At 38.9% G+C, this 12631-nt stretch carries 15 protein-coding genes; 10 read left to right on the forward strand and 5 right to left on the reverse strand.

Going from position 1 to position 12631, the window contains the following annotated elements:
* Window positions 1–12: 12 nt before the first annotated feature.
* The 7 genes from IHV10_RS19340 to pssA all read left to right on the forward strand — a co-directional run bounded on the left by IHV10_RS19340 (window position 13) and on the right by pssA (window position 5969).
* Window positions 13–2358, forward strand: a complete 2346-nt coding sequence (locus IHV10_RS19340) for a Na+/H+ antiporter subunit A (RefSeq protein ID WP_197133336.1) — start codon at window positions 13–15, stop codon at window positions 2356–2358.
* Complete coding sequence (locus IHV10_RS19345; protein ID WP_197133339.1) at window positions 2358–2696, forward strand: Na(+)/H(+) antiporter subunit C; 339 nt, start codon at window positions 2358–2360, stop codon at window positions 2694–2696. Before IHV10_RS19340 ends, IHV10_RS19345 begins: the two co-directional genes overlap by 1 nt.
* Window positions 2689–4164 (forward strand): Na+/H+ antiporter subunit D, encoded by a 1476-nt coding sequence (locus IHV10_RS19350; RefSeq protein ID WP_197133342.1) that lies wholly within the window; start codon window positions 2689–2691, stop codon window positions 4162–4164. The genes IHV10_RS19345 and IHV10_RS19350 overlap by 8 nt, the downstream gene beginning before the upstream one ends.
* Before the next feature lie 4 nt (window positions 4165–4168).
* Complete coding sequence (locus IHV10_RS19355) at window positions 4169–4645, forward strand: Na+/H+ antiporter subunit E (protein WP_197133345.1); 477 nt, start codon at window positions 4169–4171, stop codon at window positions 4643–4645.
* Complete coding sequence (locus tag IHV10_RS19360; RefSeq protein WP_197133348.1) at window positions 4642–4932, forward strand: Na(+)/H(+) antiporter subunit F1; 291 nt, start codon at window positions 4642–4644, stop codon at window positions 4930–4932. Before IHV10_RS19355 ends, IHV10_RS19360 begins: the two co-directional genes overlap by 4 nt.
* Window positions 4904–5257: a monovalent cation/H(+) antiporter subunit G gene (gene mnhG, locus IHV10_RS19365; RefSeq protein WP_312035221.1), complete on the forward strand. Its 354-nt coding sequence runs from the start codon at window positions 4904–4906 to the stop codon at window positions 5255–5257. The genes IHV10_RS19360 and mnhG overlap by 29 nt, the downstream gene beginning before the upstream one ends.
* Before the next feature lie 166 nt (window positions 5258–5423).
* Window positions 5424–5969, forward strand: coding sequence for a CDP-diacylglycerol--serine O-phosphatidyltransferase (gene pssA, locus IHV10_RS19370; protein WP_197133353.1), 546 nt, complete (start codon window positions 5424–5426; stop codon window positions 5967–5969).
* Between the two features lie 360 nt (window positions 5970–6329).
* Here pssA and IHV10_RS19375 read toward each other — a convergent pair whose 3' ends face one another.
* From IHV10_RS19375 to sigK, 3 genes are all read right to left on the reverse strand, one after another.
* Window positions 6330–8111, reverse strand: a complete 1782-nt coding sequence (locus tag IHV10_RS19375) for a M3 family oligoendopeptidase (RefSeq protein ID WP_197133355.1) — start codon at window positions 8109–8111, stop codon at window positions 6330–6332.
* A 292-nt stretch (window positions 8112–8403) separates the two neighbouring features.
* On the reverse strand, window positions 8404–8685 hold the full coding sequence (locus tag IHV10_RS19380; RefSeq protein ID WP_197133357.1) for an alpha/beta-type small acid-soluble spore protein: 282 nt from the start codon (window positions 8683–8685) through the stop codon (window positions 8404–8406).
* A gap of 87 nt (window positions 8686–8772) precedes the next feature.
* Window positions 8773–9480, reverse strand: a complete 708-nt coding sequence (gene sigK, locus IHV10_RS19385; RefSeq protein WP_066237772.1) for an RNA polymerase sporulation sigma factor SigK — start codon at window positions 9478–9480, stop codon at window positions 8773–8775.
* A gap of 176 nt (window positions 9481–9656) precedes the next feature.
* Here sigK and IHV10_RS19390 point away from each other — a divergent pair, with 176 nt between their 5' ends.
* Window positions 9657–9980 (forward strand): aminotransferase yhxA, encoded by a 324-nt coding sequence (locus IHV10_RS19390; RefSeq protein ID WP_197133359.1) that lies wholly within the window; start codon window positions 9657–9659, stop codon window positions 9978–9980.
* Between the two features lie 19 nt (window positions 9981–9999).
* Window positions 10000–10398 carry a DUF350 domain-containing protein gene (locus IHV10_RS19395; protein ID WP_197133361.1) on the forward strand — a complete coding sequence of 133 codons (399 nt, stop codon included), beginning with the start codon at window positions 10000–10002 and terminating at the stop codon, window positions 10396–10398.
* Window positions 10399–10428: 30 nt separating this feature from the next.
* Here IHV10_RS19395 and IHV10_RS19400 read toward each other — a convergent pair whose 3' ends face one another.
* A complete protein-coding gene (locus IHV10_RS19400; RefSeq protein ID WP_231619632.1) occupies window positions 10429–10875 on the reverse strand; it encodes an RNA helicase in 447 nt (148 codons plus the stop codon).
* An 82-nt stretch (window positions 10876–10957) separates the two neighbouring features.
* Between IHV10_RS19400 and IHV10_RS19405 the strand changes: the two genes are divergently transcribed.
* Window positions 10958–12199: a glutathionylspermidine synthase family protein gene (locus IHV10_RS19405; RefSeq protein ID WP_197133365.1), complete on the forward strand. Its 1242-nt coding sequence runs from the start codon at window positions 10958–10960 to the stop codon at window positions 12197–12199.
* A gap of 28 nt (window positions 12200–12227) precedes the next feature.
* Here the strand turns inward: IHV10_RS19405 and IHV10_RS19410 are convergent, their stop codons facing one another.
* On the reverse strand, window positions 12228–12380 hold the full coding sequence (locus tag IHV10_RS19410) for a YrzI family small protein (protein ID WP_137788799.1): 153 nt from the start codon (window positions 12378–12380) through the stop codon (window positions 12228–12230).
* Window positions 12381–12631: the final 251 nt, after the last annotated feature.

A 12631-nucleotide genomic window follows, 5' to 3' on the forward strand; every position in this document is an offset into this window, starting at 1 on the left:
TTACCGGTATTCATGTTGCACATCTACATACTCATCCCTTTTTTAGCAGCATTGCTCATTGGACTTGCCGCTAAGAAAGTAGACCGGATACATACTGGTTGGTTTGTTCTGCCTGTTCCAGCAGTGCTTTTTATTCTGTTTATTTCAAAACTGCCTACATTGGCTGAAGGGAAGATCGTTCAAAGCATCGCGAATTGGATTCCATCACTCGACATCCAATTAAGTTTTTACTTGGATGGACTTAGCATGCTTTTTTCGCTATTAATCACCGGAATTGGAACACTTGTTGTACTCTATTCGATCTTTTATTTATCGAAAAAAGAACAGCTCGTCCATTTCTATGTTTATTTATTATTATTTATGGGATCGATGCTTGGCGTCGTTCTATCTGACAACGTTTTCGTACTTTATACCTTTTGGGAGTTCACGAGTATCTCATCCTTTCTATTAATTGGATTTTGGTTTTATCGTGAACGTTCCACATATGGTGCACAAAAATCAATGCTCGTAACTGTTTTTGGCGGACTGTCCATGCTAGGTGCTCTCATACTCCTATCCATTACAGCCGAGACGAACAGTATACGAGAGATGATCGCGAATCGATCTGACATTATTGAGAGCGATCTGTTTATTCCGATATTGATATTGCTACTAATCGGAGCTTTTACAAAATCGGCACAGTTTCCATTTCACAGCTGGCTTCCTGATGCGATGGAAGCACCAACTCCAGTTAGTGCATACCTTCACTCTGCAACGATGGTTAAAGCAGGGATCTATCTTGTAGCCAGATTTTCACTCATCTTTAGTGGGACGGATGTATTTTTCATTATCGTTTCTGGTGTTGGTCTGATCACACTCTGTTTAGGATCGATACTTGCTTCTCGACAGACTGATCTGAAGGGTATTTTAGCTTATTCAACGATCAGCCAGCTTGGTATGATCATGACAATGCTTGGCTTTGGTACTGGTATTGCTACTCTCGCTGCAATCTTCCATATCTTTAACCACGCTACCTTTAAAGGCAGCTTGTTTATGATAGCGGGTATTGTTGATCATGAGACAGGAACGAGAGATATCAGAAGACTTGGCGGACTCTATACATTTATGCCGATCTCCGCCACTCTAGCATTCTTTGGAGCTTTCTCTATGGCTGGAGTACCACTTCCGATTTTCAATGGTTTCTTAAGCAAGGAAATGTTCTTTGATTCTTCATTGAAATTAGAGCAAACGAGCGGTTTTGCTGGAATGTTTGCTGAGTGGATCCCATTACTTGCTGTAGTTGGAAGTATCTTTACATTTGTTTATTCCATGTATTTAGTATTTGGCACATTCACAGGTAAAGCCAAGTTAGATCAACTTGAGAAAAAACCTCACGAAGCGCCAATTGGCATGCTGATTTCTCCGATTATACTCATTGGATTTGTCGTTTTGATTGGATTGTTTCCAAATCCATTGAATGAGGCATTACTTGCACCAGCAGTCGGATCAGTAACAGGAGATTTCGCTCTAACTCACTTAGCATTTTGGCATGGTTTTGATAATACGCCTTTGCATATGTCGCTTGTTGTAGTAGCAGTCGGCACCATTCTCGCTATAACTTTAAAAAGGTGGCAACCGATCTACAATAGAGTACCTGGAAAGTTTTCAACAGATCGTATATATCAGTCTATCGTAAACGGTCTATTGAGTTTCTCGAGTAAATTCACGAAATTTTATATGACTGGTTCATTGCGATTGTACACATCCATCATTCTTGTATTCTTGGTTGTGTCTACATCGATCTTTATTTATGTCACAGACGGTTTTAAAATTGCGTTCGATGACTTAGCACCGGTTACGTGGCCAGAGGTTTTAGTCGGTTTTGTTATGGCTGTTGCTGCCATTGCAACGATCTGGATGACACAGAGAATAGCTGCGATTATTGTAATCGGAGTTGTAGGATATGGTCTTTCATTATTGTTCGTTTTCTTCCGTGCACCAGATCTCGCACTTACACAGCTTATCGTTGAGACCATAACTGTTGCTCTCTTCTTGTTATGTTTTGCGCATCTTCCAAAATTGAAGAAATCGGATAAAAAATCTTCTGAAAAGCTTGTAGATTTTATTATTGCAGCTTCAACGGGAGCACTCTTAACTGTAGTAGCGATCTCCGCTCATAGCTCTAAATATTTTGAGAGCATTTCAAAATATTTTGTAGATAACTCTTATAAACTTGGCGGTGGAGATAATATCGTCAACGTCATCCTTGTTGACTTCCGTGGCTTGGATACTTTATTTGAAATAGCAGTGCTTGGTCTAGCTGCTTTAGGCATTTTCGCCATGATAAAATACCGGGATAAAGGAGACATGAACCACTAATGGAAATAATTATGTCTATACTTGCCGGAACGTTATTTGCAGCCGGCGTATATCTAATACTTCAAAAACAGTTATTAAAAATTGTACTTGGTACGGCGCTTTTATCACATGGAGCTCACCTGTTTATTTTAACGATGGGAAAATTAAACCGTGGAAAACCTCCTATATTAATTGAGGGGATCAAGGACTATACCGATCCTCTTCCTCAAGCGCTAATACTGACATCTATTGTTATAAGTTTTGGGGTTACGAGCTTTCTACTTGTACTAGCTTATCGAACCTATCAAAGCAACAAGACAGATATGATGGATCAGCTAAGGGGAACAGATGATGAGTAATTTAGTATTCTTGCCAATATTTATACCTTTGTTTTTCGGAGCTTTACTTGTTTTCTTTAATAAGAAACAAAAAGTAACGGTAAACATTTCATTTCTAGTGGTCTTGTTAAGTTTAGGCGTATCGATCTTCTTAAGTTACCATGTATTTTCCACCGGACCATTAACCTTAGAAACAGGTGGTTGGAAAGCGCCTTACGGAATCATTCTTGTTGCAGACAAGCTGTCCGTCATCATGATACTCGCTGTGAATGTGATCGCATTCACTGCAGCTATCTTCGCGCTATCATCCGTTACAGAAAAGATGGTACAGCACTACTTTTACCCTTTGTTCTTTTTACTGATCGCAGGGGTGAGTGGCGCTTTCTTAACAGGAGATCTCTTCAACCTGTTCGTGTTTTTTGAAGTGTTGTTAATGGCATCCTATGGATTGATCATTATCGGGGGTTCCAAGCATCAATTTCGGGAATCTGTAAAATACATCTTACTCAATCTGTTTTCGTCCATTCTATTCGTTACAACGGTAGCTTTTCTCTATTCTGTTACCGGTACAGTTAACATGGCGCAACTCGGGGAACGTGTTGCCCAAGTAGAACAGCAAGGTATCTTAACAGGAATTGGGATTTTACTATTTATCGTTTTCGCGACAAAAGGTGCTCTATTTCCTTTGTATTTTTGGCTTCCTAAATCGTATATCGTGCCATCACCTATCGTCTCTGCATTGTTTGGAGCACTGTTAACTAAAGTAGGTGTGTACTCTATGCTAAGAGTCTTTACACTCATTTTTTCTCATAAACTTGAGCTCACACACACCTTTTTTATTTGGGTAGCAACTCTAACCATGATCATCGGAGTCATTGGTGCCCTTTCTACATCTAATGTGAAATTGATTATCGCTTATAATATCATGCCAGCGATCGGCTTTATGCTTCTCGGTATAGGAACGTTCTCAGCAGAATCACTTGCAGGTACGATCTACTACCTTGTTCATGATATGGCGATTAAAGCGGCTTTATTTTTCCTTGCTGGCCTACTTGTTTGGCATGCTGGAACGTCAAACCTAAAAAAGATGGGTGGATATATAAAAACCGCACCACTTATGGGTTGGATGTTCTTTATCGCATCTCTCATATTAGCCGGGATCCCGCCTTTTAGTGGTTTTATCGGGAAATACCTCCTCTTAAGAGGTGCAATGGATGAAGGACATTATATAGCTGCTGGAGTCGGATTATTATCAAGTCTGTTAATCTTATTTTCTGTGATTCGCATCTTTATCGGCGCATTCTGGGGTGAGCTAAAAGAAGAGCCGAAACAAGCTGTGAAAACCTCAGGATTAGCAGCATCAGCTGTATTGATCGCAATCTCTATCTTGCTTGGTGTTGGAGCAGAATGGTTCTATCCATATGTCCAGGCAGCAGCAGACAGTCTGATCGATCCGCAAATCTATATCGATTATGTATTAAAGGAGTAATTCCATGACATTTCAACTTATTCTAAATTTGCTGATCGGCGTTATTTGGATGTTTTTATCTGAGAGCTACTCTTTCGCAAGTTTTATAGTTGGATTTGTGATTGGGTCAGCACTTCTCTTCTTGCTGAATCGATTCATTCCTGATTCGTACTATTTTAAACATGTGAGAGCGATTCTTTATCTCATTTTTTTGTTCATAAAAGAACTTCTTCTAGCAAATATTGAAGTTTTAAAATGGATTTATAAACCGAAGCTCGATTTTCAACCGGGTATACTCGCACTTCCAATTGATGTTAAGAAGAATTGGGAGATCACCTTACTTGCTAACTTAATCACCTTAACTCCTGGAACTTTGTCTGTGGATGTCTCGAGAGATCAACGATATATCTATATCCATGCGCTCGATCTTCCAGATGTCAATGAAACCATCGTTAGCATTAAGGAATCATTTGAAAAAGCAATAAGGGAGGTAACACGATGACAGATTGGTTCACGGTCGTTGTTCATGTTTGTTTATTCGTAACAACCATCTCGATTCTGCTTCTTCTCTATCGAGCGGTATCGGGTCCTTCAAATCCAGATCGCGTTGTAGCTCTTGATACGATCGGTATTAACTTGATCGCCATCACTGGTATTATGGCAATTATCTTGGATACTGTTCAGCTGAATGATATTATCTTATTGATCGGAATATTGACGTTTATTGCGACTGTCGCTGTTGCAAAATTTCTAGAAAAGGGTGTTATCATTGATCAAGATCGTGATTAGCTTCTTCCTCATCGCTGGCACCTTTATCATCTTTTCAGGAACACTTGGGGTACTCCGTTTTCCTGATGTTTATTCAAGACTTCACGCTGCCAGTAAAGCTTCGACTTTGGGGGTATCTGGAATCCTGATCGGTTCCTTCATCTATGTGTTGTCTGAGATGCATGTGTTTAGCGGTAAATTGATACTTGGTATCCTTTTCGTTCTGATGACTGCTCCAGTAGCAGGGCATATGATTTCAAGAGCAGCATACAGAACAGGAGTACCACTTTCAGATAAAACGGTATTCAATGAATTAGAAAAGAAAGATAGTTCCAACCTTGAATAATATCTACTATTAATCACTTTCTCGTTGTCATATAATGATTAGAATGGGTATATAATTTTAAGCAACGAACAAGGATAAGTTTATTTTTCAAAGGATCATTGTTTATCTCTTTGGAAGATGTGCACTTACTGCGTTTTAGCCGGTTACCCGTTTGAGGAGTGATTGTATGTTCATGCTCGAAAGAGAGCGTATTGATTCAACGTTTAAGAAAGTGAAGGGACAAACCGCTAACTTCTTAACATTGATCAATTTATCACTAGGAACTTTGGCGTTATTAATTATGATCTCAGGAGATTTGAAATTAGGATTCATCTTAATCTTCTTAGCCGGTTTGTTTGATCGTTTTGATGGAATGGTTGCCCGAAAGTTAAATATCGAATCCGAGTTTGGGAAACAATTAGACTCTCTTTGTGACCTTATCTCATTTGGAATTGCGCCTGCATTTTTAATCTATCAGGTCGCCCTTCATCAGTTTGGTGTACCAGGCATGATCTTCACCATTATCTTTATTGTTTGCGGTGCAATTCGGTTAGCTCGGTTTAACATCACAGAGTTTACGGGTTCATTTGTGGGTATGCCGATCACTTTAGCTGGTTGTTTGATGGCTGCTGGTTATCTGACGGTTGATCTAGTCCCAGGATTTCTTTATATGTTCCTGACGTTCGGGTTATCTGTACTTATGATTAGTACCATTACGATTGAAAAAAGATGAATAGTCGGTCATTAAGAAAGCTTGGCATGGTGTTGCCAAGCTTTTTATTTTTGCGTTCCATTGTCCAAACGAATACCCCGTTAGGTATACACCATTGTAATCCTAACACTTTTTAAAATAATTCTAGAAATTTCAGTGTTCATTCAGCGAGTTTCTCCAATAATACGGCGAGATTTGCTCATAAATCGGCGAGTCGACAAAGTTTGATACAAATAATCCATTCAATACCCCCATTCCTCCATATGCAACTGTGCATAGGTTTACAATTCATGCTCAATAACAGCCAAAGTTTCCATGTTCTATAAACTCCAAAAAAGCAAAAAATCGGCAATTCCTATTCAAGGAACTGCCGATTCTATTTTATTCTTCTGTTAATGCTAAAAACTCTTCTACATCGGCTGCAGCAAGCTCAATACCTTTTAACCAGAAATCTTGTTTCGTAACATCTATGCCAAGATGTTTTTGTGCGAGCTCTTCTACTTCCATCTTTCCTGTATCTTGTAGGAGTGCAATATATTTTTCTTCGAATGAAGGGCCTTCTTCTTTCGCTTTTGCATAGATCCCTGCAGAGAACAGATAACCGAATGTATACGGGAAGTTATAGAACGGTACGTCTGTAATATAAAAATGAAGCTTAGACGCCCAGAAGTAAGGATGATACTCATCGAGTGCACCGTTAAATGCTTCTTTTTGAGCCTCTTCCATCAGTTCACATAGACGTTCAACTGATAACTGACCCGCTTTTCTTTCTTCGTACATTCTCGTTTCAAACAGAAAACGAGCATGAATATTCATAAAGAAGGCTACGGAACGTTGAGCTTTATCTTCTAAAAGCGCAATTTTCTCTTCTTTCGATTTTGCGTTTGAAACGGCTGCATCAGCAACGATCATCTCAGCAAAAGTGGAAGCTGTTTCAGCAACGTTCATCGCATAATTTGTTGCATAGTATGGCATCTCTTTTAACACATCCGTATGGAACGCATGACCAAGCTCATGTGCTAACGTAGAAACATTGCTTGGTGTTCCTGAGAACGTCATAAAGATTCTTGTTTCTTTCTTAGTTGGGAACCCGGTACAAAATCCTCCTGGTCTTTTCCCAGAACGATCTTCTGCTTCAATCCAGCCGTCTAGGAATGCCTTTTCAGAGAAATCAGCCATCTTAGGTGCGAGCGTACGGAAATGCTCTACGATAAATTGAGCCGCTTCGTCATAACTCATCTTGCTGTTTGCAGAAGATAATGGTGCATCAACATCATACCAGCTTAATTTATCTAGACCTAAAAGTTTAGCTTTTCGATCTAAGTATTTAACGAAGATCTCTTTTTGAGAAGAGATCGCGTTCCACATCGCTGAGAGAGTCTCTTCCTTCATACGATTGATCGCAAGAGGCTCTTTTAATGTTTCTTCCCAGCCTCTGTGCTTATAGATCTCGTTTCTAAATCCTGCGATGTGATTTAGAGAAGCCGCACAAAACTCACCTTCGTGATCCCAAGCTTGAACAAATTTTTCAAACGTATCTTTTCTTACGTTGCGGTCAGGACTTGAAAACTTATTCTCCGCTTGCCCTACAGAGAGTTCTTCTTCCTTTCCATCAATCTCAACTTTGATCGAGATTCTACCCACCACTAGATCGTATAACGTTGACCAAGCATGATAGCCATCTACAGCTAGATCATTGATCAATGATTCTTCTGAGATACCAAGCTTTTCTTTTGCATTCATTCTTCTCTCGTTCAAAGAGAACGCAATATGTTCGTACTCAGGAAGACTCATCAGATCTTTCCATGCATCTTCAGAGATATCCATTAACTTTTGATCGATAACTGAACCCACGTTAGAGAATGCTGCGTATACCGATTCTAATCTACCACGAAGAGCCATCGCCTTCTTGTCTTTTACATCTTGAGCGATCAAACAGCCAATGAAAGCTCCAGCAGTTGATAATCTTTCAGAAAAGCTTTGAAGCTCTTTGATCAATGATAAGAAAGTTTCGTTTGAAAACGTGAAGGAATCTGCTTTTTTTGCTAATTCTTTCGCTTCGTTCTCCGTCCAATTTATTTCAGCTAATAATTCTTTCGATTCACTACCACCAGGAAAAACGGAATCAAGTTCCCATGTTTGTCTTAAATCTTGTAATAACATTATTTCTCCCCCATATGTACATATTTCCACTCTTTTCTTATTATAAAAAATATTCAAACAAAAATCGACCATGAAGTTTATTTTTTTGATTTATTTTTTTATGTAAATCTTACGAACATAAAAAATGAAGCTCTCCTTAGCAAGGAGAGCTTCACATTATTCTGCGATTGAAACATAGACAAAATAGGCCAGCATTACTACGAATGATCCATAAAGTACAGCGTCTTGCATAAGAACCCCTCCTGGTTTTTTTACCTATTCTATTCCCTATTTTGTATATCTAAACACCAAGTTAACGTACTTGCTTGCCTAAATTCGCTTTTGCCTGCTGAATGAGTTCTTTTACCATTCTCCCGCCAATCTGTCCGCCTACTTTTCCGGCATCTTTTGACGTGATCGTACCGTTATATCCTTTTTGCAAGTTCACACCCATGTCTCTTGCTACTTCATACTTCACATCATCTGGTGACTGATCTGAAACGTTGTAACCTGCTTCTCTCATCACTTTCGCTTTTAACCGATCAAGCCCTTCTCTAGCTTCTGGGACGATGGGTTGACGCTTGCTTCTTGCCATATATAAAAACTCCTTTTTTTCTTTAGTTTGTCCGAATAAAAAAATAAAAAGACTGTAATTGTTACCAGTCTTCTTAAAGATAAGTATTTATCGTTCTGATTGCTGTCGGCTGCGGTAAAATTCATGAAAAAGCTTCATGAGCGCTCGCTTTTCGATCCTTGAGACATAACTTCTAGAAATCCCTAGCTGTTTTGCGATCTCACGCTGTGTTTTTTCTTTTTGAAGATCGAGTCCAAATCGTCCTACGATCACTTCTTTTTCTCTGTCATCTAATACATGAATGTAGTCGTATATTTTCTTTTTCTGCATCTTTAATTGGATGGCATCAACAACATCTTCTGTTTCCGCTTTTAAAACATCGATCAATGTGATCTCATTTCCCTCTTTATCCGTTCCGATCGGGTCATGAAGGGAAACATCTTTCTTCGTTTTCTTTAGAGCTCTTAAATGCATCAAGATCTCGTTCTCTATACACCGAGCTGCATACGTAGCAAGCTTCGTACCCTTTCCTCTCGAATAGCTCTCAATAGCTTTTATCAATCCGATCGTCCCAATTGATATTAAGTCTTCCGTATCTTCACCTGTGTTTTCAAATTTTTTGACGATATGCGCAACAAGCCTTAAGTTGTGCTCGATCAACATGGCTCTAGCATGTTCGTTTCCTTCGGCCATCTCTTTTAAGTACTGCTTTTCTTCATTTTCAGACAGGGGCTGGGGAAATGCATTATTTTTAACGTATGATACAAAAAGCATAACTTCCTTAAAAAAGTAAGCCAACACACCTACTAATGACATGACAGCACCTCCAAGACGATTCTCTATTCCCTTAACAGTATGCGGTGCTGGGCTTGGGTGTGTCTGTACATCTTTAAAAACCTGGGAACCTTTTTATTTTTTAAATCGTACTAGAAATAAATGGTTCAATTATGAAGAGATCCATACTATAATGGAGCATGGAATGAGGTGAAGATATGAATAAAACAAAAATGCTTATTGCAGGTGTATCCTCTGCATCTGTTGCAGTTATGCTCTCTGGCTGTAACGACCAAGCACAAGATATCCCACCAGAGCCAACTGATACGGAATGCCAAGATTGGGAATGGGATGAAGACGATGGGGTATATGAATGTGATGATACCGGTTCTCGCTATTTCGGTCACTATTACCACGGCGGAAGTTACTACAAAGGAAAGAGCAGCTTATTAAAAAGTTCTGCTTATAAATCCTACAAAAGTAGTTCGAGTTTCAAAGGCGGTGGATCTGGCTTCGGAGGAAGTAAAGGATTTGGCGGATAAATCATGAGGAGTTGTGAAGATGGAGAACTTATTTCTTAATTTTGCCCTTTATGCGGCAACAGGACTTGGATTACTTTTTGTCGGCTTTATTATTTTTGAATTAACAACAAAAACGAAAGAACTTCAATTAATCAGTAAAGGAAATTGCGCAGCTGCTTTATCACTTGGCGGACGACTTTTTGGCCTTGCTTTTGTCATTGGATCATCGATCGCAAATTCATTGAGCATTGTTGATTTGCTAATTTGGGGATCAGTGGGAATCATCGCTCAGATCGTAGCTTTATTCGTAGCAGAACACCTAGCGATTCGTTCAAGCATCTCAAAAGCAATCGATGCGGATAATAAAGCGGTTGGACTTCTTGTCATGTTTTTAAGTATTTCCGTTGGTTGGGTTATCGCTCAGTGTCTTACATATTAAAAGAAAAAGCATGTGGCATCTGCCACATGCTTAAATTTTATCTCCGACATATATCACATAAACAGCACGGTCTTCATCTATTTCAGCTGAATCACGTAAATACTGTCCATTACCAGGTATATCTACTACGTCTTTTAATAAATAACGGATAACATCCCAATGGCTGTTTAAAGCTTGCGTATGAAGTACAGGCATATCTCCTGAAGAGTTATAAGAGCGGAATTCTAAAAATATTCCTCTTCCTTTATAACTCATTTCCTCTGTAAATCTTCGCGCTTCTCCTACTTCTTTTATGATTAAGATCTCCTCGCTACCTTTCATCTCATTCGATTGAAGCTCGTACTCTTTTCCACCTGTTACAAAAAATTCACAGAGCTGCCGCGCATATTTTTCATCGTTATGCATGTTTTCAGGAATCTTATACGTTAAGAAGGCTTCATATTCGTTGTCTCTTTCGATAAAATAAGTGAGTTCCATTATTTTCATCCTCTTTATAATTTGTTATGTTTATCATACCAGTTTACAGTTCTAAATGTATGTTTTGGAGGTAATCACACGCATGACCTATATAGATAATAGACAAAAATTTTATAATCAGCTACCTGAATTTTGGGCCGATATGTATGGCCAAGAATATGCTTTATACGAACCAGCTGAAATTTCAGAAGACGCTGTAAATGATGCGAAACTGCTTGGCGAAAGAGGCGGTCATATACTGTTTAAGACCGCTTCCCTTCTGCAATCTGAAAATATTGAAGATGATACCTTACAGCTTCTAGGTTTCCCAGAGGTTCTTAATTCGTTTCTACGCTATCAAACGCCATTAGCGAAAACGGTAATTGGCAGGATTGATTCAATCGAAACACCTGAAGGACATAAGATAATGGAGTTTAACAGTGATACGCCCACATTTATTTATGAATGTTTTAAGGTGAACGGTTTAGTCTGTAAACAACACGGATATCGCGATCCTAACGAAGACAAAGAAAAACAATTAAAGAACGCTGTTCGCTCCTCCATCCTGAGTGCGTATCGGCACTTACAAACAGAGCATGCCCCACATATCGTTTTTACAGCACATGAAGAGAACATCGAAGACAAACAGACTGTTCTTTATTTAAAGAAACTTTCAGGATTTCCTTCTCAGTATGTCCCTTTAGAAGAATTGGTCATACGAAAAGGAATTGGTTTATTCGATCAAAACGGGAAAAAAATTGATGTTTTATATAGACAAACATTTCCGATCGAGCTTCTTATTCAAGATGTAGATAAAGTAACAAACGAGGATATAGGCTTACAGTTAACACAGCTTGTGGTTCAAAACAAATTGGCTATCATTAATCCACCATCAGCCTTTTTATTACAGAGCAAAGCCATCTTAGCTGTCATATGGGGATTACATGAGGCACGATCTCCTTACTTTTCTAGTGAGGAACACGAATGGATCGAACGCTATTTTTTACCTACTTATCTTGAACCTGATCCATTTTTGAAAAACAAAGAAAAGTATGTGCAAAAGCCCGTTTTTGGCAGAGAAGGAGATACAGTTCGTATTTTTGATGGTGTCGGCAGCATCATTGATCAAGACAAACATCAGAGTTATGACAACTATGTAAGTGTTTATCAAAAGCATGTATCACTTCCTAAGATGACTTTCCAATCTCATAAAGGTGTTCAAGAAGGCTACCGAATGACAGGTACATTTATCATTAACGGAAAACCAAGCGCTTTTGGATATCGTATTGGAAATGCGATAACCGATAACCTATCTTATTTTTTGCCTTCTTGTATAAAAAAATAGCGCATGCCGAACCGGCACGCGCTACTTTTTACAGCCATGAAGACAAATTATTAGATGCTTTTTCTTTAGCACGATCATAAAGTGTTTTTACTTCCCTATCACGAGCATAAAGCTCATCAGATCGACTGTTCCTCTTAATAGAAAAGGTAATCGTTACAAAAAACAAATGTAGTGTAAACATATCTTTTTTAACTCCTTCGTTTCAATCGTATTTTTTCCCTCAGGTTGAATCTTTCTCCGTTAGAAGCCAAGTCAGCAGTGTAATTCCAATCATTATCATTTTCTTCTCCTCCTTTAAGTTGTATAAAAAAACACCGCAGAATAACCCCTGCGGTGTTAAAAAAGCACACAAAAAACCGCAGGCATTCGACCTGCGGTGTCTTTTAAATAAGTTAAATAGACATACTGCTCTGATTGGCGGTCGAACGTAAA

This window comes from Fictibacillus sp. 5RED26, assembly GCF_015903895.1.
Classification (GTDB): Bacteria; Bacillota; Bacilli; order Bacillales; family Fictibacillaceae; genus Fictibacillus; species Fictibacillus phosphorivorans.